General features: G+C 68.6%; 27 protein-coding genes. 20 read left to right on the top strand and 7 right to left on the bottom strand.

Annotated elements, in window-relative coordinates; genetic code table 11:
- Positions 1–20 precede the first annotated feature (20 nt).
- The 11 genes from ACFWAY_RS13505 (at position 21) to recX (ending at position 8,868) form a co-directional block, all read left to right on the top strand.
- Positions 21–407 carry a helix-turn-helix domain-containing protein gene (locus ACFWAY_RS13505; protein ID WP_378450354.1) on the top strand — a complete coding sequence of 129 codons (387 nt, stop codon included), beginning with the start codon at positions 21–23 and terminating at the stop codon, positions 405–407.
- A gap of 157 nt (positions 408–564) precedes the next feature.
- Entirely contained in the window at positions 565–1,392 is an 828-nt protein-coding gene (locus tag ACFWAY_RS13500; RefSeq protein WP_009480014.1) for a PspA/IM30 family protein, read from the top strand.
- Positions 1,393–1,407: 15 nt separating this feature from the next.
- Positions 1,408–2,238 (top strand): hypothetical protein, encoded by an 831-nt coding sequence (locus ACFWAY_RS13495; protein ID WP_378450355.1) that lies wholly within the window; start codon positions 1,408–1,410, stop codon positions 2,236–2,238.
- Positions 2,239–2,429: 191 nt separating this feature from the next.
- Complete coding sequence (locus ACFWAY_RS13490; RefSeq protein WP_378450356.1) at positions 2,430–2,606, top strand: hypothetical protein; 177 nt, start codon at positions 2,430–2,432, stop codon at positions 2,604–2,606.
- A gap of 16 nt (positions 2,607–2,622) precedes the next feature.
- Positions 2,623–3,339 (top strand): PIG-L deacetylase family protein, encoded by a 717-nt coding sequence (locus ACFWAY_RS13485; RefSeq protein ID WP_378450357.1) that lies wholly within the window; start codon positions 2,623–2,625, stop codon positions 3,337–3,339.
- A gap of 236 nt (positions 3,340–3,575) precedes the next feature.
- Positions 3,576–4,208, top strand: a complete 633-nt coding sequence (locus ACFWAY_RS13480) for a TetR/AcrR family transcriptional regulator (RefSeq protein ID WP_378450358.1) — start codon at positions 3,576–3,578, stop codon at positions 4,206–4,208.
- Entirely contained in the window at positions 4,205–5,749 is a 1,545-nt protein-coding gene (locus ACFWAY_RS13475) for a glycerol-3-phosphate dehydrogenase/oxidase (RefSeq protein WP_378510927.1), read from the top strand. Before ACFWAY_RS13480 ends, ACFWAY_RS13475 begins: the two co-directional genes overlap by 4 nt.
- Before the next feature lie 27 nt (positions 5,750–5,776).
- Positions 5,777–6,925, top strand: coding sequence for a glycosyltransferase (locus ACFWAY_RS13470; protein ID WP_378510926.1), 1,149 nt, complete (start codon positions 5,777–5,779; stop codon positions 6,923–6,925).
- Between the two features lie 33 nt (positions 6,926–6,958).
- Entirely contained in the window at positions 6,959–7,153 is a 195-nt protein-coding gene (locus ACFWAY_RS13465; RefSeq protein WP_073359969.1) for a DUF3046 domain-containing protein, read from the top strand.
- A gap of 145 nt (positions 7,154–7,298) precedes the next feature.
- Positions 7,299–8,342 (top strand): recombinase RecA, encoded by a 1,044-nt coding sequence (gene recA, locus ACFWAY_RS13460; RefSeq protein WP_378450361.1) that lies wholly within the window; start codon positions 7,299–7,301, stop codon positions 8,340–8,342.
- Between the two features lie 10 nt (positions 8,343–8,352).
- Complete coding sequence (recX, locus tag ACFWAY_RS13455; protein WP_378510925.1) at positions 8,353–8,868, top strand: recombination regulator RecX; 516 nt, start codon at positions 8,353–8,355, stop codon at positions 8,866–8,868.
- A gap of 91 nt (positions 8,869–8,959) precedes the next feature.
- Here the strand turns inward: recX and ACFWAY_RS13450 are convergent, their stop codons facing one another.
- From ACFWAY_RS13450 to ACFWAY_RS13435, 4 genes are all read right to left on the bottom strand, one after another.
- A complete protein-coding gene (locus ACFWAY_RS13450) occupies positions 8,960–9,859 on the bottom strand; it encodes an amino acid ABC transporter permease (protein WP_378450363.1) in 900 nt (299 codons plus the stop codon).
- The gene (locus ACFWAY_RS13445; protein WP_005261143.1) at positions 9,856–10,536 is read right to left on the bottom strand and encodes an amino acid ABC transporter permease; all 681 of its coding nucleotides are present in this window, start codon (positions 10,534–10,536) and stop codon (positions 9,856–9,858) included. The genes ACFWAY_RS13450 and ACFWAY_RS13445 overlap by 4 nt, the downstream gene beginning before the upstream one ends.
- A 91-nt stretch (positions 10,537–10,627) precedes the next feature.
- Positions 10,628–11,461: a glutamate ABC transporter substrate-binding protein gene (locus tag ACFWAY_RS13440; RefSeq protein ID WP_378510924.1), complete on the bottom strand. Its 834-nt coding sequence runs from the start codon at positions 11,459–11,461 to the stop codon at positions 10,628–10,630.
- Between the two features lie 82 nt (positions 11,462–11,543).
- Positions 11,544–12,272: an amino acid ABC transporter ATP-binding protein gene (locus ACFWAY_RS13435; protein WP_378450410.1), complete on the bottom strand. Its 729-nt coding sequence runs from the start codon at positions 12,270–12,272 to the stop codon at positions 11,544–11,546.
- A gap of 210 nt (positions 12,273–12,482) precedes the next feature.
- Between ACFWAY_RS13435 and miaB the strand changes: the two genes are divergently transcribed.
- Both miaB and ACFWAY_RS13425 read left to right on the top strand, forming a co-directional pair.
- Positions 12,483–14,000: a tRNA (N6-isopentenyl adenosine(37)-C2)-methylthiotransferase MiaB gene (gene miaB / locus ACFWAY_RS13430; protein WP_378510923.1), complete on the top strand. Its 1,518-nt coding sequence runs from the start codon at positions 12,483–12,485 to the stop codon at positions 13,998–14,000.
- The gene (locus ACFWAY_RS13425; RefSeq protein ID WP_378510922.1) at positions 13,997–14,617 is read left to right on the top strand and encodes a hypothetical protein; all 621 of its coding nucleotides are present in this window, start codon (positions 13,997–13,999) and stop codon (positions 14,615–14,617) included. The genes miaB and ACFWAY_RS13425 overlap by 4 nt, the downstream gene beginning before the upstream one ends.
- Positions 14,618–14,623: 6 nt before the next feature.
- Here the strand turns inward: ACFWAY_RS13425 and ACFWAY_RS13420 are convergent, their stop codons facing one another.
- Positions 14,624–16,009 carry a DUF349 domain-containing protein gene (locus ACFWAY_RS13420; protein WP_378450367.1) on the bottom strand — a complete coding sequence of 462 codons (1,386 nt, stop codon included), beginning with the start codon at positions 16,007–16,009 and terminating at the stop codon, positions 14,624–14,626.
- A 203-nt stretch (positions 16,010–16,212) separates the two neighbouring features.
- On the opposite strand from ACFWAY_RS13420, the gene ACFWAY_RS13415 reads away from it, so the two are divergent.
- The 7 genes from ACFWAY_RS13415 to ACFWAY_RS13385 all read left to right on the top strand — a co-directional run bounded on the left by ACFWAY_RS13415 (position 16,213) and on the right by ACFWAY_RS13385 (position 23,642).
- Positions 16,213–16,929: a class III extradiol dioxygenase subunit B-like domain-containing protein gene (locus ACFWAY_RS13415; protein WP_378450368.1), complete on the top strand. Its 717-nt coding sequence runs from the start codon at positions 16,213–16,215 to the stop codon at positions 16,927–16,929.
- Complete coding sequence (gene miaA / locus ACFWAY_RS13410) at positions 16,926–17,855, top strand: tRNA (adenosine(37)-N6)-dimethylallyltransferase MiaA (protein WP_378450369.1); 930 nt, start codon at positions 16,926–16,928, stop codon at positions 17,853–17,855. The genes ACFWAY_RS13415 and miaA overlap by 4 nt, the downstream gene beginning before the upstream one ends.
- Positions 17,852–18,700, top strand: a complete 849-nt coding sequence (locus ACFWAY_RS13405) for a TrmH family RNA methyltransferase (protein ID WP_378510921.1) — start codon at positions 17,852–17,854, stop codon at positions 18,698–18,700. The genes miaA and ACFWAY_RS13405 overlap by 4 nt, the downstream gene beginning before the upstream one ends.
- Positions 18,701–18,760: 60 nt before the next feature.
- Entirely contained in the window at positions 18,761–19,630 is an 870-nt protein-coding gene (dapF, locus tag ACFWAY_RS13400; protein WP_378510920.1) for a diaminopimelate epimerase, read from the top strand.
- Between the two features lie 58 nt (positions 19,631–19,688).
- Positions 19,689–21,143 carry a GTPase HflX gene (hflX, locus tag ACFWAY_RS13395; RefSeq protein WP_378450372.1) on the top strand — a complete coding sequence of 485 codons (1,455 nt, stop codon included), beginning with the start codon at positions 19,689–19,691 and terminating at the stop codon, positions 21,141–21,143.
- Positions 21,136–22,251, top strand: a complete 1,116-nt coding sequence (locus ACFWAY_RS13390; RefSeq protein WP_378450373.1) for a hypothetical protein — start codon at positions 21,136–21,138, stop codon at positions 22,249–22,251. Before hflX ends, ACFWAY_RS13390 begins: the two co-directional genes overlap by 8 nt.
- Before the next feature lie 68 nt (positions 22,252–22,319).
- Complete coding sequence (locus ACFWAY_RS13385) at positions 22,320–23,642, top strand: alpha/beta hydrolase (RefSeq protein WP_378510919.1); 1,323 nt, start codon at positions 22,320–22,322, stop codon at positions 23,640–23,642.
- 13 nt (positions 23,643–23,655) lie between these two features.
- Here the strand turns inward: ACFWAY_RS13385 and ACFWAY_RS13380 are convergent, their stop codons facing one another.
- Both ACFWAY_RS13380 and ACFWAY_RS13375 read right to left on the bottom strand, forming a co-directional pair.
- Positions 23,656–23,913, bottom strand: a complete 258-nt coding sequence (locus ACFWAY_RS13380; protein ID WP_005261132.1) for an HPr family phosphocarrier protein — start codon at positions 23,911–23,913, stop codon at positions 23,656–23,658.
- A 57-nt stretch (positions 23,914–23,970) separates the two neighbouring features.
- Positions 23,971–26,061 carry a fructose-specific PTS transporter subunit EIIC gene (locus ACFWAY_RS13375; protein ID WP_378510918.1) on the bottom strand — a complete coding sequence of 697 codons (2,091 nt, stop codon included), beginning with the start codon at positions 26,059–26,061 and terminating at the stop codon, positions 23,971–23,973.
- Positions 26,062–26,071: the final 10 nt, after the last annotated feature.

Below are 26,071 nucleotides of genomic sequence, written 5' to 3'. Positions count from 1 at the left end.
ACGGATGAAGGAGGAGCGAGATGGCGCTGCTATTGCGTGAGGCAATCGGTGACAGTCTTCGGCGTACGCGCGTTTCGCAGAGCCGGACCCTGCGTGAGGTCTCCAACAGTGCTCGCGTGAGCCTCGGGTACTTGTCCGAGGTCGAACGAGGACGCAAGGAAGCCTCGAGTGAGCTCCTGGCGGCGATCTGCGACGCGCTGGCGGTCCCACTCTCCGATGTGCTCGTCGACGTCAGCGAATCGCTGTCCGACGGTTCTTCGGCCAAGCGTGCGGGCACACAGCGGCACGCGGTCGAATCCGCGCCCGCCGAGGCTCCCGCCGCGAGCGCACGACCGAGTTCGACGACCATCGCCCGCGACACCCGGGTGGTCATCCCTGCACCCGCGCAGGCGCTGGCTGCCGCGTAGCAACACCCGTGCCGAACCGATAGATTTCAATCAACCGCCGATCTCGTTGTCGGCGGGTCAGACAGGCAGTCGGGGCGCAGCCCTTGTTCCGGTGCGTGACGGTCGCGTATCGGGTCGCGCATCGCGCGGCGCAACAGATGGAGGCAGGATCAAACCCATGGCTAATCCTTTCGTCAAGGGATGGAAGTACCTGATGGCGCTCTTCAATTCCAAGATCGATGAGAAGGCTGACCCCAAGGTTCAGATTCAGCAGGCGATCGAGGATGCGCAGCGCCAGCACCAGGCCCTGTCGCAGCAGGCCGCGTCTGTCATCGGCAACCAGCGCCAGCTCGAGATGAAGCTCAGCCGCCAGCTCGACGAGGTGGAGAAGCTCAACGCCAACGCCCGTCAGGCCGTCAACCTGGCCGACCAGGCCCAGGCCGCGGGCGACACCGAGAAGGCGATCCAGTACACCAACGCCGCCGAGGCGTTCGCCGCGCAGCTCGTCACCGCCGAGCAGGGAGTCGAGGACCTCAAGGCACTGCACGACCAATCGCTGCAGGCCGCCGCACAGGCGAAGAAGGCCGTGGAGCAGAACGCGATGGCTCTGCAGGCCAAGGTCGCGGAGCGCACCAAGCTGCTCAGCCAGCTGGAGCAGGCCAAAATGCAGGAACGGGTCAGCGAGTCGCTGCGCTCGATGGACAGCACCCTCTCGGCTCCCGGCAACACGCCCAGTCTCGACGCCGTGCGCGACAAGATCGAGCGCCGCTACGCCGACGCCCTCGGTTCCGCGGAGCTGGCACAGAACTCGGTGTCGGGCCGCATGATGGAGGTGCAGCAGGCGAGCATCCAGATGGCCGGACACAGCAGGCTCGAGCAGATCCGGGCCTCGATGAAGGGCGACGCCCTGCCGTCCGGCGGTGCTGCCAACGCGCCGGCGACTCCTGCCAGCCCGAACCTCGACAAGCAGCCGCCGGCAGCGGGCCAGACCGGTGCTGCGCAGTAGCCGAACAGTATTCGCATGAGTTCCACCCGAGGTGGCCGACCTGGACGCGAAGTCCGGTCGGCCACTGTCGTGTCCGGGCTTGCCGGGATCCAGGGCGCGCTGCGCGACGCCGGTGAGTCCGTCGTGGACGCGGCGCAGAGGTGGCGTGACCCCCGGGAACGGCTGCTGCGGAAGAAGAGGCGGGCCCGGCGTCGCGCGAAGCGCTACGGCATCGTGTCCGGATCCTCGGCCACCGGCGCCGCAGGTCTCGCCCTCATGGCCGCACCGGAGTGGTCAATGCTGATGGCCGGTGGCGGCGCAGTCGTGTTCGCGGTACCCGCCGTGCTGGCCGTCAGCCGTTACCGCAAGCTCGACGCCGTGACGTTGCCACCGGGCCTGCCTGCCCGTCGGGTACTTCCGGAGCCGTCCTCGGCCGCCCGGGAGCCGATGGAGCGACTCGTGCACAGCGAACGGGCACTGCACGGCATTCTCGGCGTGCTGTCCCGGTCCGGGAGCATCAGCGGCGAGGACATCGAGGACACCCATTCCACGGCCCGCTCCGCGGCCGCCGCCCTGCAGGCCGTCGCCCTCGACATCACGTCCATGGAAGACGCCGCCCGGGGGAGCCGGGCCGCGGCAGCACCGCTCCACCGGGCGATCGCCTCCGCCGCCGCGCAACTCGACGACGGCGTCGACCAGTTCGAAGAACTGGTGGCCGCCGCCGCGGAGGTCGCCGTTCCCGGAACGACAAGTGCCGTCGGCGAACTGGCGTACGAACGTGCAGAACTGGTGTCGGCGACGGAAAAGCTCGCCGGCCTCGCGGCGGCTCTCGGCGAGATCGACGACATCGTTCGCCGCTACCGCTGATGTCGTCGATCGACCCGTCCGGTGACTTCCGGGAAATCGTGTGGGGGAGAACCCTGATCTTTCCCTGATCTTTACGCTGACCTGGTGATTTACTCGCTCCGCCGTGCCAGGCTGGTGTGCGTACCCGATAAGTGGGGTCGACCAGATGTCGGGCGCAGAAATCGATCGGGGAGACGTGAGTGGAGGAAATCATGTTCTGGAAGATTGTTCTGGCGGTCGCGGCGATCTGGATCGCATTGGCGGTCGTCGGTACCCTCGTCAAGGGTCTGTTCTGGATTCTCGTGGTCAGCGCCGTGATCTTCGGCGTGTACCTGTTGATCAAGGCGATGTCCGGATCCGGCGAGAAATCGGACATCACGCGGAGCTGACAGGCATGCTCTACCCATGGAACCGGTACCGGAGGACTGGCATCGTGGGCTCGTCGTCGTCGCGCACCCCGACGACATCGAATACGGCGCAGCGGCGGCCGTAGCGCGCTGGACCGAGCAGGGCAAGGACATCCGCTACGTGCTCGCCACCAGCGGGGAGGCGGGGATCGCGGGCCTGCACCCCACTGAGTCGGGCCCGCTGCGGGAGGCGGAGGAGCGGCGTTCCGCGGCCGTGGTGGGAGTGACCGATGTCGCGTTCCTCGGGTACCCCGACGGCACTCTCGTGGAAAGTCTCGCGCTCCGCCGCGACCTCGCCACGGCGATCCGTCGTCATCGCCCGGATCTCGTGGTGACGGCGAACTTCGCGGACACCTGGGGGCCCGGCCAGCTGAACAGTGCGGACCACCGCGCACTCGGACGTTCCGTACTCGACGCCACAGCGGACGCCGCGAACGAATGGATCTTTCCTGAGCTGGGGGAGTCCGGGCTGCCGCCGTGGCGCGGTGTCCGCTGGGTCGCGGTCAACACGATGACCCCCACCCACGCGGTGGACGTCACCCATACGGTGGATCGTGCAGTGCTCTCGCTGGCCGAGCACGTCCGCTACCTCGAAGCGCTCAGCGACGTCCCGGTGGGGCAGCAGGCGAGGGCCCAGGTCGAGATGGTGACCGGGCCGCAACCGGGATTCGACGCCGAGCGCGCGGTGGGATTCGAGCTCTACTTCTTCGGCTGAGGCCGGGAGCCATCGCAATCGTGACGATGCCCCGATCTCTGCGGGCGTAGGAGCGTGGTTTCCTCGGCTTTCCTCCAACGCGCAAGCGCCTCCTGTCACCTCACCCTCCGGCCGTGCATGCGCTGCTCGAATCCCGGACGTCGGGGAGGGGTGGGCCTCGTGGCCGGCCTGCGTGATGCGATTCGAGTGCCGGTTCGGTGCCGCCAGGGGATTCATGCGTTACGGTGTTACACACAATGTCTATTCGTAATTCTCCGTCGCGTGACGACACCTCAGCGAGCGTCGAGGACTCCATTCTCGACGCCGCACGCTCGTGCATCCTCGATTTCGGACTGCGCCGCACCACACTGGCGGAGGTCGCCCGGCGCGCCGGGGTCAGCAGGCCGACCGTCTACCGGCGCTGGTCGGACACCAGGGCCGTGGTCGCCGATCTCATGACTCGCGAGATCGCTGCCGTGATGCCCGATTTCTCCGCCGAGGAATCGGTCCACCGCCAGCTGGTCGACGCCGTGGTCGACGTGTCCACCGAGGTGCGCGACCATCCGCTGTTCGTGAAGATTCTGCGTTCGGATCAGGAACTGTTCACGACCTACATCCTCGAGCGGCTGGGTACGAGCCAGCGGGCGATCATCGACCAGGTCGCGTTCGCAGTGTCGACGGGGCAGGACCAGGGCTCGATCCGCGCGGGGGACAGCCGTCAGATCGCCACGATGGTGCTGCTCATCGCACAGTCCGCGGTCCAGTCTGCCGTGATGGTGGCCGAGGAACTTCCCGGCGACGCCCTGACGGAGCAACTCCGGCACGCTGTCGGCGCCTATCTGGCACCGGACGCCGCCGACAACCACCCGACAGATCGAGGAGACCGGTGAACCACCCGAACACGCCGCCCGTGAGCCGCTCGTCGGCTCTGAATGCCGCGCGAAGGGCGCGCGAACTCGACCAGCTGTCGGACGGTGCAGTCGTCGACGTCCTGGTGATCGGCGGCGGAGTGACCGGCGTCGGTGTCGCGCTCGACGCGGTGTCACGCGGCCTCGACGTCGTGCTCGTGGAGAAGCGGGATCTCGCGTTCGGGACCAGCCGGTGGAGTTCGAAACTCGCCCACGGCGGGTTGCGGTACCTGGCATCGGGCAACGTCGGCATCGCCCGCGAGAGCGCGGTCGAGCGCGGAATCCTCATGACCCGCACGGCCCCCCACCTCGTCCGGGCTCTCCCGCAGCTCGTGCCCGTCCTCGATTCGACGACGCTGTTCGGCAAGTCCCTCGTCCGCACGGGATTCCTGGCCGGTGACCTGCTGCGTGCAAGTGCGCGCACACCGTCGTCGGTCCTGCCGCGATCACGGACGGTCCGGGCCGACCGGGTGGTCGAACTAGCCCCCGCGGTGCGGCGGCAAGGCCTGCGCGGCGGCCTGATGGCATTCGACGGCCAGCTCATCGACGACGCCAGGCTCGTGGTGTCCCTCGCCCGCACCGCCGCGCTTCACGGTGCGACGGTGCTCACCCGGGCGGGCGCGTACGACGTGACCGGGACGTCCGCGACCCTGCGCGACGAGCTGACCGGCTCGGAACTGCCGATCAGGGCGCGCACCGTGGTCAACGCGGCGGGCGTGTGGTCGGGTGAGATCGATCCCGGGATCACGTTGCGGCCCAGTCGCGGCACGCATCTGGTGCTCCCGGCCGAGCGGCTCGGGAACCCGACCGCGGCGCTCACGGTTCCGATCCCCGGTGAGACCAATCGCTTCGTCTTCGCGCTGCCCGCACAGCTCGGCCGCGTGTATCTCGGCCTGACCGACGAGGCGGCGCCGGGACCCGTTCCGGACGTTCCGGTGGCATCGGAGCAGGAGATCGACTTCCTTCTCGACACGGTCAACACCGCGCTCGAGGTTCCGTTGCAGCGCTCGGACGTCCTCGGGACGTTCGCCGGGCTGCGACCTCTGCTCGACACCGGGGACGGATCCACCGCGGACCTCTCGCGCAACCACGCCATCCTGCGCTCGGACACGGGTCTCGTCAGTGTGGTCGGCGGCAAGCTGACCACCTACCGCAAGATGGCGGAGGACGCCGTCGACGCCGCGGTCGAGGTGGCAGGACTGGACGCGGGCCCGTGCAGGACGCGGGCCCTGCCGCTCGTCGGTGCCGCGACACCCGAAGCGCTGCGGAAGGTCTCGGCCCCGCCGGCGCTGCTCGCCCGCTACGGAACGGAGGCGGCGCTGATCGCCGCCGCCGACCCCGAACTGCTGGCGCCGATCGCCGAGGGTGTGGACGTGAGCCGCGCCGAACTCGAGTTCGCGGTGACCCACGAGGGGGCACTCGACGTCGACGACCTGCTCGACCGGCGCACCCGGATCGGACTCGTCCCCGCCGACCGTGCCCGGTCGCTCGGCGCCGCCGAGGCGGTGTTCGAGAAACGGTGACGCCGACCGTGTGAGACTCTGTGGTTCGTGCGAGTCGCCGTGGTCGCCGGGCCTGATCCCGGACATGCCTTTCCTGCCCTTGCGTTGTGCCTCGCCTTCATCGAGGCCGGGGACGAACCGGTCCTGTTCACCGGCACAAGGTGGGTCGAGCCCGCACGGGCGGCCGGTGTGCCGGCCGAGTTGCTGAAAGGTCTCGCGCCCCGACCGACGGACGACGACCGCGATGCGGGAGCGCGCATTCACGCCCGCGCCGCGCACATCTCCACCGAGTTGCTCCCCGACCTGCGCGCGATGGGACCCGACCTCGTGGTCTCGGACATCCTCACCGCAGGTGGGGGTATGGCCGCGGAGCGGCTGGGGATCCCGTGGGTCGAGCTGTCCCCCCACCCGCTGTACGCCGCGTCCAGGGGATTGCCGCCCATCGGAAGCGGATTGGCTCCGGGCGTCGGAATTCGGGGCAGGGTCCGCGACACGCTCATGCGCACCGCGACGGCGCGGTCGATCCGGCAGGGTGAGCGGCAACGCTCCGAGGCCCGGGTCGGCGTCGGACTGCCGGCGAAGGACCCGGGACCGGTGCGCCGGCTGATCGCGACACTCCCCGCGCTCGAGGTGCCGAGGCCGGACTGGCCCGCCGAGGCGCACGTGGTCGGGCCGCTGCTGTGGGAACCCACGAACGAGGTGCTCGGGGCGCCGGACGGCGCCGACCCTCTGGTCGTGGTGGCTCCGTCGACCGCATTCACCGGCGCCGAGGGCATGCTCGAGACGACGCTCGCGGGACTCGACGGGGCTGGCGTCCGCGTGATCGCGTCGATACTGGACGGATCGCCGGCCACGGTTCCGCCCTGGGCGCGAGCCGGGCTCGGCCGTCAGGACGCGATGCTGCGCGAGGCCTCGGCCGTCGTCTGCGGCGGTGGACACGGAATGCTGGCGAAGGCTCTGCTCGCAGGGGTCCCGGTGGTGGTGGTTCCCGGCGGCGGCGATCAGTGGGAGCTCGCGAATCGAGCCGTGCGGCAGGGGAGCGCCGTCCTGGTGCGTCCCCCGAGTGCGGAAGCACTCCGCGCGGCGGTCGAACTGGTGCTCTCGAACGGCGCCCATGCGGACGCCGCGCGGCGGGCCGCCCGGAGCATCGCGGATGTCGCCGATCCGGTGGAGGTGTGCCGCGACGCGCTGCGGTGAGAGCTCGGCGCGAGGTTCGGCTAGCGTGGCTGTGTGCGACTGACCGAATTTCACCAACTCGTCCGCGAAGAGTTCGGGCAGATGCGCGGCGACGCACTACTCGTCGACCACGTGCTGCTCAATCTCGGGGGCAAGACCGCCGCCGAAGCCATCGAGGACGGCCGGGAACCCCGCGAGGTGTGGCGTGAACTCTGCGTCGAGTTCGACGTCCCACCGCAACGTAGGTAGAAATCCGGCGTGTCGAACGGGCCCGATCGCACAAATCGAACACACGTTCCCCTATGCTGGTGTTGTTCGGTGGTCACGGTTCTTGTCGGTACCCGGATCTAACCTAACCGCAGAGCACTGATGAGACTCGAGAATGGGGACGACGATGGCACCACAGGCACACGATCGCGACAAGGCACTCGACCTGGCGTTGGCGCAGATCGACAAGAACTTCGGCAAGGGCTCGGTGATGCGCCTGGGCGAAGGTGTGCGTCAGCCGATCGCCGTCATCCCCACCGGCTCCATCGCGCTGGACGTCGCCCTCGGCATCGGAGGATTGCCCCGCGGCCGCGTCGTCGAGATCTATGGCCCGGAATCCTCGGGTAAGACCACGGTCGCCCTGCATGCCGTCGCCAACGCTCAGGCGGCCGGCGGCATCGCGGCGTTCATCGACGCCGAGCACGCCCTCGACCCCGACTACGCCCAGAAACTCGGCGTCGACACCGACGCGCTGCTGGTGTCGCAGCCCGACACCGGTGAGCAGGCACTCGAGATCGCAGACATGCTGATCCGTTCGGGTGCCCTGGACATCCTCGTGATCGACTCCGTGGCGGCTCTCGTCCCCCGCGCCGAGATCGAGGGCGAGATGGGCGATAGTCACGTCGGTCTGCAGGCGCGTCTGATGAGCCAGGCGCTGCGCAAGATGACCGGTGCGCTCAGCAACTCCGGCACCACAGCGATCTTCATCAACCAGCTGCGCGAGAAGATCGGCGTCATGTTCGGTTCCCCCGAAACCACCACCGGTGGTAAGGCATTGAAGTTCTACTCGTCGGTGCGCCTCGACGTGCGGCGTATCGAGACCCTGAAGGACGGCACCGACGCGGTGGGTAACCGTACCCGCGTCAAGGTGGTCAAGAACAAGGTCGCCCCGCCGTTCAAGCAGGCCGAGTTCGACATTCTCTACGGTCAGGGAATCAGCAAGGAAGGCTCGCTGATCGACATGGGTGTCGAGCACGGGTTCATCCGCAAGTCGGGCTCCTGGTACACCTACGAAGGCGACCAGCTGGGGCAGGGCAAGGAGAACGCCCGCAAGTTCCTGTTGGAGAACACCGACGTCCGGGACGAGATCGAGAAGAAGATCAAGGAAAAGCTCGGAATCGGCGCCGACGTCACTGCTGCTACGGATGACGCCGCCCCGGTCGAATTCTAAAGGCGCCGCCGTGCGTCCTACGGGCGAAGGTGGAACGGAGACGCAGGCCAAGGATTTGTGCCTGCGTCTCCTGACGGATCGTGCCCGGAGTCGAGCGGAGTTGTCCGAGCGCCTGGCGAAGAAGGGCTACTCGGCCGACATCGCCGAGCGTGTGCTGGATCGCCTCACCGAGGTCGGACTCGTCAACGACGCCGACTTCGCCCAGCAGTGGGTGCATTCGCGGCACACGTACTCCGGCAAGGGGAAACGTGCGCTCGCACTGGAACTGCGCCGCAAGGGGATCGGTCAGGAAGACGCTACCGAGGCGCTCGCTCAGATCGACAGCGAGGACGAGCGAGCGCGGGCCACGGAACTGGTCGCGAAGAAACTGCGCACGGTGTCCGCGGACGATCGGGACCGTGCGGTCCGCCGGCTGGTGTCCATGCTCGCGCGCCGCGGATTCCCCCAGGGCATGGCCTTCGAGGTGGTCAAGGAACAACTCGATCGAGTCGGTGCGGAAACCGACGGCCTGTTCGACGAGACCTGACGCCGACGAGACGACGACAAGACAACAACACTGCGGTCGGACGGAATGTAATTTCCGTCCGACCGCAGTGTCATGTCACAACCGCGTCATGTCACACCCGCTTGTCGGTGATGTCCATGCCCGGAACCGACACCGCCGGAAGCTCGGGAACGGCTCCCTTGGGGCCTCCGCCCTTCCGGCTGGCCCGCAGTCGCTTCTCCACCTTGGTCGCCACCACGGTGAGCGTGTAGTTGAGGACGATCATGATGATCGCCACCACGATCAGGGCGGGCAGGTAATTGCCGTAGAACGCACCGAGCTGCTGGCCGGACCGCACCACTTCGACGTAGCCGATGAGGTAACCGAGTGCGGAGTCCTTCAACGCCACCACCATCTGCGAGATGATCGCGGGGAGCATCGCCGTGACGGCCTGAGGAAGCAGGATGGTGCGCATGACCTGGCCCTTGCGCATACCCAGCGCCTTGGCGGCCTCGCTCTGTCCCTTGGGGAGCGAGTTGATACCGGCCCTGACGATTTCGGCGATCACCGAGCCGTTGTACAGCGTGAGACCCACGATGACCGCGGCGAGCGCAAGGTATTTTGACTTGAAAACCTCGTACTCGGCGAACAGCTGGTACGAGAAGATCATCAGGATCAGCACCGGGATGGCGCGGAACAATTCGACGATCCCACCGGCCACCCATCGCACCGGCCGGTGGTCCGACAGGCGTCCGATGCCGAGGATCGCGCCGAGGATCAACGCGAACAGGATCGATACGGCGGCCGCCACGAGGGTGCCGCGGATGCCGGGGATCAGATACGTCGTCCACGACGTCGATTCGAGGAACGGATCCCATTTCGCCGACGTCAGCTGGCCTTTGTCGTCGAGCGCGGCGTAGACGAAGTAGCCGATTACCAGTAGGGCGACGGCGACGGCGACGGAAATCAGGCGGTAGATGTTCTTCGCCTTCGGGCCCGGCGCGTCGTAGAGGACGGTGGCGGAATTGCTCATCGTGCAACCTCGAATCGCTTGCTCAGGTATCCGAAGAGAAGCCCCATCGGCAGGGTCAGGATCACGAACCCGAGCGCGAAGATGCCACCGACGACGAAGATGGCGGCCTCGTTCTCGATCATTTCCTTCATCAGCAGCGACGCCTCCGCCACACCGATCACCGAGGCGATCGTCGTGTTCTTGGTCAAGGCGATCAGCACACTGCCGAGCGGGGCGGTCACCGCGCGGAACGCCTGCGGCAGCACGATCAGCCGCAGATTCTGGGAGAACGTGAGGCCGAGCGACCGGCCCGCCTCCGCCTGGCCGACGTGCACGGTGTTGATTCCGGACCGCAGCGACTCGCAGACGAAGGCCGCGGTGTAGACGCTGAGTCCGAGCACGGCGAGCCGGAAGTTGTTCTCCTCGAAAAACGTCGGCGACTGTTCGGGGGCGAGCTTGACACCCATCGTCTGGAAGAGCCCGAAGGAGCAGAAAATGATGATGAGCGTCAGGGGAGTGTTGCGGAAGATCGTCACGTACGCCGTGCCGACGCCACGCGCGACCGGGATCGGTGACACCCGCATCGCCGCGAGGATGGTGCCGAGTATCAGAGCACCGACAGCCGAGAAGGCGGTGAGTTGCACCGTCGTCCAGAATGCGTCGATCAGCTGATCGCTGTATTTGCTCAGTAGGTCCACTTACCGTCTCCCCAGGTCACCGGTGGTTGGTGTCGAACCGGGCCGGACGACTCCACGAATGGAAGTCGTCCGACCCGGATGAGTGAGTTGCTCAGTACCGATCGACGGTCGGCGGGGCGGGGATCGGGTAGCCCGACGCGCCGACGGTCTCGTTGAACGCACGCTCCCACGAGCCGTCCGCGATCATCGCCTCGATGGCGTCGTTGATCTTGGCGCGGGTCTCGTCGTCGCCCTTGGCCAGGCCGATGCCGTAGCGCTCTTCGGTGAACGGCTCGCCGACCACCTTCAGCTCGCCGGGGTACTGCGCCGCGTAGCCGGCGAGGATGATGTCGTCGGTGGTGACGGCGTCCACCGCACCGTTACGCAGCGCCTCGACGCACGCCGAGTACGTGTCGAACTCCTGCAGCTGCACGTCCTGCGCGTACGTGTCCTTGACCTTCTGCGCCGGGGTGGACCCGGTGACGGAGCACAGCTTCTTTCCGCCGTTGAGCGAATCGGGGCCGGTGATGTCGGTGTTGTCGGACTTCACCAGGAGCGACTGTCCGGCGATGAAGTACGGACCGGCGAAGTCGACCTTCTCCTTGCGGGCGTCGGTGATCGAGTAGGTGGCGACGATGTAGTCGACCTCACCGTTCTGGATCAACGTCTCGCGCTGAGCCGACGGGGACTCCTTGAACTCGATGTTCTCGGGCGCGACACCCAGCTTGCCGGCCACGTACTCGGCGACCTCGACGTCGAAGCCGCTGAAGGAACCATCGGGGTTGCGCAATCCGAGGCCGGGCTGGTCGTATTTGATTCCGACCGTGAGCTTTCCCTCGGACGCGCTCTGGGAGGCGCTCTTCTCTTCACCTCCGCCACAGGCAGATGCGACGACGGCGAGCGCCATGACGCCGATTCCCACGCGAATCGAGCGGTTGATCCTCATCGAGTTCCTCCAATTGAAAATGACGGGTTTTGCGTGTGGAGCACGGTGGACCGAGAGAGCGCCGCGGCGGCACTCCTTCGGGTCAGTGGCTGAGAATCTTGCCGAGAAAGTCCTTCGCGCGCTCGGATTTGGGAGCGGTGAAGAACGTGGCGGGCTCGGAGTCCTCGACGATCTGGCCGTCGGCCATGAAGAGAACCCGGTGGCCGACCTTGCGGGCGAAGCCCATCTCGTGTGTCACCACGAGCATGGTCATGCCTTCCTTGGCGAGCGAGGTCATGACGTCCAGGACCTCGTTGACCATTTCCGGGTCGAGTGCGGACGTCGGCTCGTCGAACAGCATGACCTTGGGGTTCATGGCGAGTGCGCGTGCGATCGCGACGCGCTGCTGCTGACCGCCCGACAACTGCGCCGGGTACTTGTCCGCCTGGTTGGCGATGCCGACCCGCTCGAGAAGCTCGTAGGCCTTCGCCTTCGCGTCGGCGCTGCTCTTCTTCCGCACCTTGACCGGTGCGAGCATCACGTTCTCGAGGATCGTCTTGTGGGCGAACAGGTTGAAGGACTGGAACACCATGCCCACGTCGGCGCGCAGCGCCGCCAGGGCCTTGCCCTCGGCCGGTAGTACCTTGCCGTCCACCGCGATCTCACCGGAGTCGATGGGCTCGAGGCGGTTGATGGTGCGGCACAGCGTCGACTTACCCGAGCCGGATGGTCCGAGGACGATCACAACCTGTCCGCGAGGGACTTCGAGGTCGATCTCCTGGAGGACGTGGAGGGCGCCGAAGTGTTTGTTCACCGATTTCATCGAGATCATGGACGGGGCCGCGCCCGTGGAGGGTGTCGGCGTCGCGTCGTCGGCTTGCGTCATAGTCGATGACCCTATGTGTTGGGAGCGGGAGCACCTGCCATTTGCTCCGAGAATCCTCGGGATGTCACGGAAACTTTACTGTCCGGCTTCGGGCGTGTGTCCGGGCGCACACCGGCCGCGACGAGGCGATTTGGCGCGGGCCGTACCCTGGCATACGTGGACACGATCGACCAGACCCCTCACCGCAGCTACGAGGTGCGCACGTACGGCTGCCAGATGAACGTGCACGACTCCGAGCGCCTGTCGGGGCTCCTCGAGGACGCCGGCTACACGAAGGCGGCCGCGGGGCAGGCGCCCGACCTCGTCGTCTTCAATACCTGCGCGGTGCGGGAGAACGCCGACAACAAGTTGTACGGCAACCTGAGCCACCTGGCGCCGGCGAAGGAACAGAACCCCGACATGCAGATCGCGGTCGGCGGGTGCCTGGCGCAGAAGGACCGCGACGTCGTCGTGAAGAAGGCGCCGTGGGTGGACGTCGTGTTCGGCACCCACAACATCGGTTCGCTCCCCGCGTTGCTGGACCGGGCCCGCCACAACCAGCGGGCCGAGGTCGAGATCCTCGACGCGCTGGAGGCGTTCCCGTCGACGCTGCCCGCCAAGCGGGAGTCGGCGTATGCGGGCTGGGTGTCGATCTCGGTGGGATGCAACAACACCTGCACGTTCTGCATCGTGCCCGCGCTGCGCGGCAAGGAGGTCGACCGGCGGCCCGGCGACATTCTGGCCGAGGTGCAGGCCCTGGTGAACGAGGGCGTCGTCGAGGTCACCCTGCTCGGGCAGAACGTCAACGCGTACGGCGTGTCCTTCGCCGATCCCGACCAGCCCCGCGACCGTGGCGCGTTCGCCGCGCTGCTGCGCGCGTGCGGTGAGATCGACGGGCTCGAGCGGGTGCGCTTCACGTCTCCGCACCCGGCCGAATTCACCGACGACGTCATCGAGGCGATGGCCGAGACCCCCAACGTGTGTCCCCAGCTGCACATGCCGCTGCAGTCCGGTTCGGACAGGGTGCTGAAGGCGATGCGCCGCTCCTACCGGAAGTCGCGGTTCCTGGGGATCATCGACAAGGTCCGCGCCGCGATGCCGCACGCGGCGATCACCACCGACATCATCGTTGGCTTCCCGGGTGAGACCGAGGAAGACTTCCAGGACACGCTCGACGTGGTCCGGCAGGCGCGCTTCACCAGCGCCTACACCTTCCAGTACTCGAAGCGGCCCGGCACTCCGGCAGCGGAGATGGACGAGCAGCTGCCCAAGGCCGTCGTCCAGGAACGGTACGAGCGTCTCATCGCGTTGCAGGAACAGATCACCCTCGAGGAGAACCAGAAGCTCGTCGGTGCCGAGGTGGAACTGCTCGTCGCCGCCGGGGAGGGTCGCAAGAACGCGGCGACCGCCCGGATGAGTGGGCGCGCCCGCGACGGCCGGCTCGTCCACTTCCGGCCGGAGGGCAACCTCGACGGCAACGTCCGGCCCGGCGACGTCGTCACCGTCGTCGTCAGTGCCGCCGCCCCGCACCACCTCGTCGCCGACACCTCGGTCCTGACCCACCGCCGCACCCGCGCGGGCGACTCCTTCGAGAAGGGTGTCACCCCGAAGACCCCGCCGATCGGCGTGGGACTCGGACTTCCGCAGATCGGTGCGCCCGCACCACTACCCGCCCAGATGGGATGCAACGCATGACCTCCCCGTTCGACGACAAGCGGCACGACGAAAACCGGGCCGGCGACAACGGTTCGAGTGCCGAGAACGAGCCGATCGAGAGTTACCTGAAGGATTTCGACGCCGCCGAGAAGAAGGTGGCCGGTGAGATCGACCCGGGCGCGCGTGCGCTCGTCGTCGCGGTCGCGGTGGTCGTGCTCCTCGGCTCGCTGACGTTGCCGCACTCCGGCATCGCCAACGGCTGGGAGGTGCTGGTGTACGGGGACGACGCCCGCGCGGAGACGATTGCGCTGCCGTCGCGGCTGTTCGTGTGGTTCGAGGTGGTGTTCGGGGTCGTCGTGTCGATGCTGGCGCTCGTCACCCGCCGCTGGGCCCTCGCCTGGGTTGCCCTCGCCGGAACCGCCGTGTCCATCGTGTTCGGCATGCTCGCCATCTGGTCGCGGCAGACACCAGCGCCCGGGGTCGAGGCGGCCGGACCGGGGATCGGTCTGATCATCGGCTGGCTCACCGTCATCGTGCTCACGTTCCACTGGTTGAAGGTGGTCTGGAGCCGGACCGCGCTGCAGCTTGCCGCGGAAGAGGAACGCCGCGCCGCTGCCGCCGAAGCGGAGCGACGCGGCGACTGGAACGTCGGTTGATCGTGCCTATTGGCCGCTGACGGCGCCCTCGGCCGCGTCGGCCCATTCGCGCCACTGCTGGGCCTGCGCGAGGGCGCTCTCCGCGTCCTTCGTCTTGCCCGCCGCGGTGGCCTTGGCGGCCTGCTCCTCGAACTGCGTGACCCGCTCCCGGAACTGCGCGGCCCGGGCGAGGGCCTCCGGGTCGGTGCGGCGCCATTCCTCGTCGGCGGCGTCGCGGACACGCTTCTCGATGGCCCGCAGCTTGCCCTCGAGGTCGTGCATTCGCTCGCGGGGCACCTTGCCGATGGCGTCCCACTTCTCCTGCAGGTCGCGGAGGGCGGCCCGCGCCGCGTCGATGTCCTTGGCCGGATCGATGTGGCCGGCGTTCTTCAGCAACTCTTCCTTGGCGACCGCGTTCTCCTCGAACTCGGCGTCGCGTTCGGAGGACGCGGAGTTGCGGGCGGCGAAGAACACGTCCTGGGCGCCCTTGAAGCGCTTCCACAGGTTGTCGTCGGCTTCTCGCGGTGCGCGGCCGGCGGCCTTCCACTCGGCGAGCAGATCACGGAAAGCCCCGGCCGTGGGGCCCCAGTCGGTGGAGTCGGACAGTGCCTCGGCCCGTGTGACGAGCTCTTCCTTCTTGGTCTTGGCGGCGGCGCGCTCGCGGTCGAGTTCGGCGAAGTGGGCTCCGCGGCGCCGGTTGAACGCCTCCCGCGCCTTCGAGTACCGCTTCCACAGGGCGTCGTCGACCTTCCGGTCGATACCGCGGATCGTCTTCCATTCGTCCAGGATCTCGCGCAACCGGTCGCCGGCGGCCTTCCACTGCGTGGATTCGGCACCGATCTGTTCCGCCTCGGCGGCCAGCGCTTCCTTGCGTTCGGTGTGCGCCTGCCGCGACAGTTCCTTCTCGTGCTTGGCGTGGGCGGCTGCCTCGTCGGATCCGGCGATGATGACATCGAGTCGCGCCGCGAGTGAATCGATGTCACCGATCACCGCGGCGGTCGGCAGGGATTCGGCGAGCGCGAGCGCGGCCGCCTTGGTCTTCTTCGCGTCGCCCGCGCCGGAGCTGAGCCGAGCTTCGAGGAGCGCCACTTCCGTTGCCAGATCGTCGAAGCGCCGACCGAAGTGCGCCAGACCTTCCGCCGCGTCTCCGGCCTGCCACGACCCGATCTGCCGTTCGCCGTCTGCGGTCTTCACCCAGGCGGTGCCGTCGTCGTCCACTCGGCCGAACTTGCTCGGGTCACTGTGGGCGGGGGCGGCGACGGCGGGGGCGGAGAGGGCGTGTGTCGGTGTGGGGTGGGGCTTGGGTGCGCCCGGTTTCGCGGCGGCACCGGGCTTCGGGACGCTGGCCTTCGGTGTGTCGTGCTGCTGAGCGGCAGGCTCCACGGCGGGCTTCGCGTCGCTGCTGTCGGTCATCGGTTCCTCATCTCTGCCGCGCGTCACGGCTGCCTGAACGCAATACTGGCTCCATACGACCCGGGACGGGTGCTGGCTCCATTCAACCCGGTACGGGCCCTGTGGACTATTGAATCAGGTCGGACGGTCCGCGTTGGTACCGATTGACGGCAGCGCCCGAATCGGATGTCGGGTCCGCGCGGACGGTCGACTAGCGTGACTGTGTGTTCACCGCCGCAATCCTCGTGCCGTCCCCACCGCTGTTGGTACCCGAACTGACCGGGGCGGCCGCTGCGGAGACGGCGCCGTTGCGGGATGCGGTCCAGACGGCGGCGAAGGCGTTGTCCGCGCTCGCCACCGAGTGGGTGGCGGTCGGAGCGGCACCCGCCGCGGTGGACGTGCGGCCCGACGCCCAGGGCACTTATCGCGGCTACGGCGTCGACGTGCGAGTCACGCTGCGGCCCGGTCCGGCAGGCGAACCCGACTCGGACCTCCCGCTCGCTGCGCTCACGGCCGGGTGGATCCGGGGGACGTGCGCGCCGGACGCCGTCGTCGACGCGCGGATCCTCGCCGCCGACCTGTCGCCGGAACAGTGCGCCGAGTACGGCGCGGAACTGCGCACGCTTCTCGACCGGGACCCCGAACCGCGGGGGCTGGTGATCGTCGCGGACGGGGCGAACACCCTCACGGCGAAGGCGCCGGGCGCGTTCGACCCGCGTGCGGAAGGCGTGCAGGCCAGGATCGACGCGGCGCTCGACACCGGCGACCGCGACGCGTTGCTGGCCCTCGACCCCGCGGAGTGCGATTCCCTCGGCATCGGCGGGCGCGTCCCGTGGCAGGTTCTCGCCGGCGTGTTCGACGCGACGCCCGCCTCCTGCCGGACGTTGTACAGCGCGGCACCGTACGGAGTCGGCTACCACGTGGGGGAGTGGCGTCCGTGACGTCACCCGTGCCGATCGCCGTCGTCGGACCGACCGCCACCGGAAAGTCGGATCTCGCACTGGACCTGGCCGAACGTCTCGGCGGCGAGATCGTCAACATCGACGCGATGCAGCTGTACCGGGGCATGGACATCGGCACCGCCAAACTCGCTCCTGCCGAACGCCGCGGAATCCCGCACCACCAGCTCGACGTGCTCGACGTGACGGAGACGGCCACCGTCGCGAACTATCAGCAGGCGGCGGTCCGCGACGTCGAGGCGATCGCCGCGCGCGGCGCCGTGCCGGTCATCGTCGGCGGATCGATGATGTACGTGCAGTCGCTGCTCGACGAGTGGAGCTTCCCCGCCACCGATGCGTCGGTCCGGGCGCGCTGGGAGACCGTCCTCGCCGAGAAGGGCGTCGCGGCCGTCCACGCCGAACTGGGCCGGGTCGACCCCGACGCCGCGGCGTCGATCCTCCCCACCGACGGCCGGCGCCTGGTCCGGGCACTCGAAGTCGTCGAGATCACCGGGAAGCCGTTCGCGGCGTCGGCCCCTAGCATCGGCGAACCGCGCTGGGGCACACACATCGTCGGTGTCGACCGGGATACCGCCGACCTCGACGACCGGATCCGGCTCCGCACCCGCCTGATGTTCGAACGGGGACTCGTCGGCGAGGTGCGCGGGCTGATCGACGTGGGACTGCGCGAGGGCGTCACCGCACCCCGGGCCATCGGCTACGCACAGGTCCTCGCGTGGCTCGACGGCGAATACGACCTCGACGAGGCGCAGGAACGCACATTCATCGGCACCCGGCGCTACGTGCGCAGGCAACGGTCGTGGTTCCGCCGCGACACCCGCATCCACTGGGTCGACGGAAGCGACCCCGACCTCGCGGACACCACGATCCGCACCCTCGGCGAGACCCGAACACTGGGAGAACGATGAGCCGCGCACCGTCCGGACGCAACCGTCCGGCCCCGTCCCTGCTGGTGACCACCCGCAATGCCCGTTTTCAGCAGTGGCAGTCGTACCTCACCAACCGCGCCAAACGAACGAAAGCGGGACGCTTCCTGATCCAGGGCGTCCGTCCCCTCAACCTCGCGCTGGAACACGACTGGCCGATCGAATCGCTGCTGCACCGCATCGACGGCCCGCCGCTGTCCGACTGGGCGCGGGAACTGCTCGAGACCCGGTCCGTCGAACAGATCGGGGTCAGTGCCGAACTGATGGCCGAACTGGGTGAGAAGACCACCACCGCGCCGGAACTGATCGCCGTCGCGAAGACACGAACCCCGCGACTGAAGGACCTGCAACTGCAGTCCGTCCCCCTGATCGTCGTGTTCGACCGCCCCGCCTCACCCGGAAATCTGGGCACCCTCCTCCGTTCCGCCAACGCGTTCGGCGCCGACGCGGTCGTGGTGGTCGGCCACGGCGCAGATCCGTTCGACCCCCGGAGTGTCCGCGCCTCCACCGGATCCCTGTTCGCGATGCCCGTCGTCACGGTCTCGTCCGTCGACGAGATCCTCGCCTTCCGCGACGCCCGGCGCGCGTCCGGAACCGACCTGCACATCGTCGGCACCGACGAAACCGGCTCCGTCACCATCGACGCCCACGACTTCGGCGGCGGCACCGTGCTCGTGATCGGCAACGAGACGCGCGGGATGAGCGCCGCGTGGCGCAACGCCTGCGACACGGTGGTCAACATCCCGATCGGAGGCGCAGCGAGTTCCCTCGGCGCCCCCTCCGCCGGCGCCGTCGCCCTCTACGAAATCGCCCGGCAGCGAAGATGAACCGCACCGCGGTCGCGTAGATGAACCGCACCCTCTCGACCATTCGTTAGAGTGGTGCGCATGGATTTCAGCAAGGGACACGGCACCGAGAACGACTTCGTGGTCCTCCCGGATCCCGACGTCCGCATCGACCTGTCGGCCCCGCGGGTGTCGGCGCTGTGCGATCGCAGGCGCGGGCTCGGCGCCGACGGAATCCTGCGCGTCGCGAGGGCCGGTGCGCTGGCTGCCGCCGGTGTGCTCGCCGAACTCCCCGACGGCACGTCCGAGGACGACTGGTTCATGGACTATCGCAACGCCGACGGCTCGATCGCGGAGATGTGCGGCAACGGCGTCCGCGTCTTCGCCCACTACCTCCGGGCGGCGGGCCTCGAGACGCGCGACGAGTTCGTGGTCGGCAGCCGGGCCGGCGGCAAACCGGTGATCGTGCACTCGGCCGACGGCGCCTTCGGCGAGGTCACCGTCGACATGGGGGTGGTGCGGGATCTGGGAACCAGCGCCGCGACCATCGACGGCAAGGTGTTCAACGGGATCGGCATCGACGTCGGCAACCCGCACCTGGTCTGTGTCGATGCGCACCTCACGGCCGCGTCCCTCTCGGCCCTCGACCTGACGGCCGCACCCGGGTTCGATCCCGGCTTCTTCCCGCACGGCGTCAACGTGGAGATCCTCACCCGCATCGATTCCGGTGCCGTGGACATGCGGGTGCACGAGCGCGGGGTCGGCGAAACACGGTCGTGCGGCACCGGCACGGTGGCCGCGGCCACCGCCGCGCTGCGCTTCGACGGGGCCGACTCCGGTGAGGTGAATGTCCGTATTCCCGGTGGTCAGGTCACCGTGGCGCTGTCCGACGGCCGGGCGACGTTGCGTGGACCGTCCGTCCTGGTGGCGTCCGGAAACCTCGACGACGGCTGGTGGAACGGCCTCGTCTGATCGCCCTGCGCGAAATGCACGTGCACGCCCTCGACATTCCGTGGGATCATGAGGGTGTATGACGAAAACACATCGCACAGAAGAATCGCCGATCTCCGACTCCACCGAGTTCGCTTACGACGACGGGCGCCCTTCGGTCGGCGAGATGCAACTCGAGGACCGCAGCGCGCTGCGCCGAGTTGCCGGGCTCTCCACCGAGCTCACAGACGTCACCGAGGTCGAATACCGACAGCTGCGCCTCGAACGCGTGGTGCTCGTCGGTGTCTGGATGCAGGGAACCGCGGCGCAGGCCGAATCCAGCATGGCCGAGCTCGCGGCTCTGGCCGAGACCGCCGGGTCCGAGGTCCTCGAGGGCCTCGTCCAGCGCCGGGACAAACCCGACGCGGCCACCTACATCGGTTCCGGCAAGGCCGAGGAACTCCGTGAGGTCGTCCTCTCGACCGGCGCCGACACCGTCATCTGCGACGGTGAACTCACTCCCGCGCAGCTGACCGCGCTGGAGAAGGTCGTCAAGGTCAAGGTCATCGACCGGACGGCCCTCATCCTCGACATCTTCGCTCAGCATGCGACGTCCAGGGAGGGCAAGGCGCAGGTGGCGCTGGCCCAGATGGAGTACATGCTGCCGCGACTGCGCGGCTGGGGTGAATCGATGTCCCGGCAGGCGGGTGGTCGCGCCGGCAGCAACGGCGGCGTGGGTCTGCGTGGTCCCGGTGAGACCAAGATCGAGACGGACCGTCGGCGAATCCGTGAGCGGATGGCGAAGCTGCGGCGCGAGATCAAGGGCATGAAGGCCGCCCGCGACACCAAACGCACCAGGCGTCTGCGCAGCGAGACCCCGTCCATCGCGATCGTCGGATACACCAACGCCGGCAAGTCGAGCCTGCTCAACGCGCTGACCGGGTCCGGGGTGCTGGTGCAGAACGCGCTGTTCGCCACCCTCGATCCCACCACCCGGCGGGCGGCGCTGGACGACGGCCGCGAGTACGTCCTCACCGACACCGTCGGGTTCGTGCGGCACCTGCCGACGCAGCTGATCGAGGCGTTCCGCTCGACGCTCGAGGAAGTCACGGACGCGGATCTGCTGCTCCACGTCGTCGACGGGTCCGATCCGCTGCCCACGGATCAGATCAGGGCCGTCCACGAGGTGATCACCGAGGTGATCCGGGAGAACGACGCCGCAGCGCCGCCGGAACTCATCGTGGTGAACAAGATCGACGCGGCCGACCCGGTCACGTTGACCCAGTTGCGGGGCCTGCTGCCCGGTGCGTCGTTCGTGTCCGCCCAGACCGGGGAAGGCATCGCCGAGTTGCGAGCGCATCTCAGCGACGTCCTTATCCGCCCGGAGATCGAGGTCAGCGTTCTCCTCCCGTACAACAGGGGAGATCTGATGGCCCGGATCCACTCGGACGGTCAGATCCTCGACTCGTCCCACGAGGAGGACGGCACGCGCGTCCATGCTCGGGTGCCCGAAGCGCTGGCGTCGGCACTGGTTCAGTACAGCGGCAGTGCCTGACCGCTCACGGTGGTCGGCCCGTGTCGCGGTCGCAGTGCTCGCCGCGTGTACACCGCTCGCCTCGGCGGGGGTCGTGTCCGCCGAGCCCTTCTTCCGCGATCAGACGGCCGTCGACGCGTCGGAGTTCGGTCCGCTCTGCACTCCCGACGATTCGGCGGTCGGCACCCCGGACGAGGCCTCGCTGAAAGAGCTGTCGGGGCTCGTGTCGGCGGGGGGACTGCTCTACGCGGTCGGTGACAGCGGGTCCGATCGCGCGGTCGCGGAGATGGACGGGAACTGCGCCGTCCAGCGGTGGCTTCCGCTGCCGGTCGATCCGTACGACGTCGAGGACATATCGTCCGGCCCCGACGGCCGGCTGTGGCTCGCCGACACCGGGGACAACGGCCGCCGACGCGACACGGTGGCACTGATCGCGATGGACCGTGCCACCGGCGCGGGAGAACTGCATCGGCTGACGTATCCGGACGGCCCACACGACGCCGAGACCGTTCTCGTCCAGCGCGACGGCACCCCGCTGATCGTCACGAAGGAAGTGTTCGGGGCGGGCAACGTGTACCGGCCTGCGGGGGGCGCCGCTGTGGGCGACCTCGCGAGCCCCGGCCCGACCCCGCTCGAGAAGGTGGGGACGCTGGACGTCGCGGAGACGAACGGCGCCGACGACGCCACCACCGGGAGCGGCACCACGGCCCCGGCAGTGCATTCGACGATGTTCACCGGCGGCGCCGTGTCCGCCGACGGAACCGTGGCCGCCGTCCGCAGCTATTCCGACGTGTTCCTGTTCTCGGCGCCGGACGGCGACCTGGCCGCGGCGTTCGCCGCGGGGCCTGTGGTGCGCGCACACGTGCCGCAGCAGCCGCAGGGGGAGTCGATCGCGTTCACCGAGAGCGGCGACCTGCTGATCGCCTCCGAGGCGCGGGAGGGGCCCGTTCCGCCGATTCAGATGCTGCCCGGGGCGGTGTCGAGGGTGCAGGAGCAGGCCCGCACGCAGACAGCCGCGGACGAGGTGTCGGCGCAGTCGCCGGGAACGTTGTGGGGGATCGGCGTCGCCGGCGGCGCAGTCGTGCTCGTGGTCGGCGCCGGCTTCCTGGTCCGCCGCCGTGCCCGATAGGTCTGTTTTGTGAGAAATGTTGCGAGCCTGATTCTTTCGGTGGCCGGCACGGTGTGAATACTGGCGGGGTGCAGGCCCACGAGTTGTTGTCGCGTATCGCCCACCTGTCGCTCGAGCACGGTCGCGCCCAGACCGCATCGACCGTCGCCGTGGTGGCGGGCACCGTCGTGATGCTCGCGGCGTCGCGTTCCGCCCGGCCGCCGATCCTCCGCGCCGCCGCGGTCGCGGTGCCCGTGACCGCGGTGATCGGGGGTGCCGTGTGGGCGACATACCGGCCGCTTCCCAATCAGATACCGCCGGCGGGATACGCCTGGATCTGGCTCGCCGTCGGCATCCTCGTACTCGCCGCGGCTCTCCTGCTCCGAAAGCCCGGGGTCCGGCGCGCGGTGGTGATCGGGATGGCGGGGGCCATGGTCGCGGCCGCGGCGGTCGGGCAGGTCAATGCGGAGGTCGGCGTCTTCCCGACCGTGGGTTCGCTGGTCGGGCACCGCCCGTCGACGGTGGTCGAGCCGGTGTCGTTCGGTGACGTCCCCGGCTTCGAGCCGATGGTGCAGTCCGGAATTCCGATGGACTCGGTGTGGACACGTCCGGTGCGCACACCCGGATCCGGTGTGGTGACGGAAGTGGAGATCCCGGGCACCGAATCCGGATTCTCGGCCCGGCCGGCTGTGCTGTATCTGCCGCCTGCGTACCTGACGTTACCCCGCGCGGTGCTCCCCGTCATGGTGATGATCGCCGGGCAGCCGGGACGGCCCCAGGACTGGTTCAGCAGCGGACGGTTGGGGTCCACGGTGGATGCGTATGCCGCGCGGCACGACGGCCTCGCGCCGGTCGTCGTGGTGGTCGACGCGCTGGGGGCGCAGGACGCGAATCCGCTCTGTCTGGATTCGGTGTTGGGCAATGCTGCCACCTACGTGGCCCGCGACGTCCCCGCGTGGATCGAGAAGTCCCTGCAGGTGTCGCACGATCCGGCGCAGTGGGCGATCGGCGGATTCTCCTACGGGGGAACCTGTTCGATCCAGCTCGCCGTGAACTATCCGCGGATCTACCCGACCTTTCTCGACTTCCTCGGTCAGGACGAGCCCTCGCTGGGCGATCACGCGGGGACGGTCGCGGCGACGTTCGCCGGCGACGAGCGTGCGTTCGCGGCGGTCAATCCGGTCGACGTGCTGAGGACGCGGCAGTTCCCGGAAGTGACCGGGGTGTTCGTCGCCGGGGCCGCAGACGACGAATACCGCCCGCAGCAGCAGCGGATGTTCGCTGCCGCGCGGGCGGCCGGTCTGAACGTGCGGTACTACGAGCTCCCCGGTGGCCACGAGGGCGCCACCTGGGGCGCGGCGCTCGAACGGGAGATGGACTGGACCGGCCGTCAGCTGGGTCTCACCAGCTGACGGCGGGTGCCGGTCAGGCGTCGAGGTCGGCCGCCACCAGCTGGGCCACCTTCTCGACGGCGTCGGCGTCGTCGCTGGTGACCGTGACGTCGGTGCCCTTGGTGGCGCCGAGCGTCATGATGAGCAGTGCGGAACCGGCGTCCACGGGTTCGCCGTCCGCCACGGCCAGCGTGACGGGCACACCGGCGGCGGCAACCGCTTCGGCGATGACGGCGGCGGGACGGGCGTGCAGGCCGATGGACGAACCGACGGCGACTGTGGTGCTGGGCATGGACTCTCTCCTCTGTCGGTGGGGTTGATGCGGGGCGAGCGGGTCGATCTGTTTCTCTTACGCTGCGACTGTCGCAACGTCGGGGTCGAGTTCGGCGTCGGACGCGCCGGGCTTGATGAATTCTTTCGCGCCGACGACGCACAGTGCGGCGACGACGACACCGGCGGCCAGCGCCACCAGGAACCAGAGCAGGTTGCCGATGGCGAAGAAGACGAAGATTCCGCCGTGCGGTGCGCTGAGGGTGACGTTGAACGCCATGATCAGGGCGCCGGTGACGGCGCCGCCGGCCATCATCGAGGGGATGACGCGCAGGGGGTCGGCGGCGGCGAACGGAATGGCACCTTCGGAGATGAACGCCGAGCCGAGGAGCCAGGCCGCCTTGCCGTTCTCACGTTCCGCCTCGCTGAACAGGCTGGGACGCAGGACGGTCGACGCGAGAGCCATCGCCAGCGGCGGGACCATGCCCGCAGCCATCACGGCCGCCATGATCCGCAGCGAGGCGGGATCGTTGACGTTGAGGCCGGCCACCGCGAATGCGTATGCGGCCTTGTTCACCGGGCCACCGAGGTCGAAGCACATCATCAGACCGAGGATGATGCCGAGGAAGATGACAGAGCTGCCGGACAGACCGTTGAGCCAGTTCGTCAGGCCCGACGTGATCGAGGCGAGCGGACGGCCTAGGACCAGGAACATGAGGGCGCCGACGATCAGAGTCGCGAACAGCGGGATGATCACCACCGGCATCAGGCCGCGCAACCATTGGGGAACCGGGATCCGGCTGATCCACAGCGCGACCACACCGGCGATCAGACCACCGACGAGGCCTCCGATGAATCCGGCGCCGACGAAGACCGCCACGGCACCCGCGGTGAAGCCCGGTGCCAGGCCGGGCCGGTCGGCGATGGCGAAGGCGATGTAACCGGCCAGAGCGGGCACGAGGAAGCTGAACGCCAGCGAACCCAGTTGGAACAGCACCGCGCCCAGGTACGTCGCCAGGCCACCGTCGGGGAGTTGGCCGAGGGAGTTGCTGAGGACGATGTCCTCCGCAGGACCGGAGATCTCGTATCCGCCGAGCAGGAAGCCGAGGGCGATCAGCAGACCGCCGGCGGCGACGAACGGGATCATGTAACTGACACCGGTGAGCAGCACCTGGCGCAGGTGGGTGCCCCAGCCGATCGATCCGGCCGGCTCGTCCGCCGCGCTGCCGGCGCTACCCGCGTCCACGGTGGCCGCGGACGGGTTCATGCCCGCGCGCAGTGCCTCGGTGATCATGGTGTCGGGCTCGTTGATGGCGCGCTTGACGCCCGACGCCACCACCGGCTTGCCTGCGAAGCGTTCCTTGCCCTTCACCCCGACATCGGTGGCGAAGATGACGGCGGACGCGCCCGCGATCACTCCGGGTGCCAGCGGCGTGCTTCCGCTCGAACCCTGCGTCTCCACGTGGACGACGACGCCTGCGCGTTCGCCGGCGGCGACGAGGGAGTCGGCGGCCATGTAGGTGTGGGCGATGCCGGTCGGGCAGGCCGTGACCGCGACGATGTGCTTCGGTCCCTCTTCGGGCTCGGGTTCCTTCTCCGGGGTGACCGGCTCGGGCTCCGGAGCTGCAGCGGCGGCCGCCGCGGGTGCTGCGGCGGCGGGAGCCGCGGCCGCCGGTGCGGCGGCGGGTGCGGGTGCCAGGACGTCGTTCACCAGGGTGACGATCTCGGCGGGGGTCTTCGCATCACGGAGGGCCCCGACGAAGGCGGGGCGCACCAGCGCCCGTGCGAGCGAGGAGAGCAGCTTCATGTGCTCCGCGCCGGCACCTTCGGGCGCGGCGATGAGGAACACCAGATCTGCGGGTCCGTCGGGGGCGCCGAAGTCGACCTTCGGGGCGAGCCGGGCGAATCCGAGGGACGCCGCCACAACTGCTTCGGAACGGCAGTGGGGGATCGCGATCCCACCGGGAAGTCCTGTCGCCGATTGTGATTCACGCGCCAGTGCGGCGTCGCGGAGCGCGTCCGCTTCGGTGGCGCGACCGGCGTCGGCCAGACGCCGGGAGAGCGCGGAGATCACGTCCTCCTTGGAGGCTCCGAGGTCGGTGTCCAGGGAGATCAGATCCTCGCTGATGATCTGCGGCCCCGGATCGCGGGCGGGTGTCGAGTGAGACATGGTGTTTCCT

Source organism: Rhodococcus sp. NPDC059968, assembly GCF_042738615.1.
Taxonomy (GTDB): Bacteria; Actinomycetota; Actinomycetes; order Mycobacteriales; family Mycobacteriaceae; genus Rhodococcus_F.
Note: the sequence above shows the minus strand (reverse complement) of the source record. Positions and strands in the feature narration are given on the sequence as shown.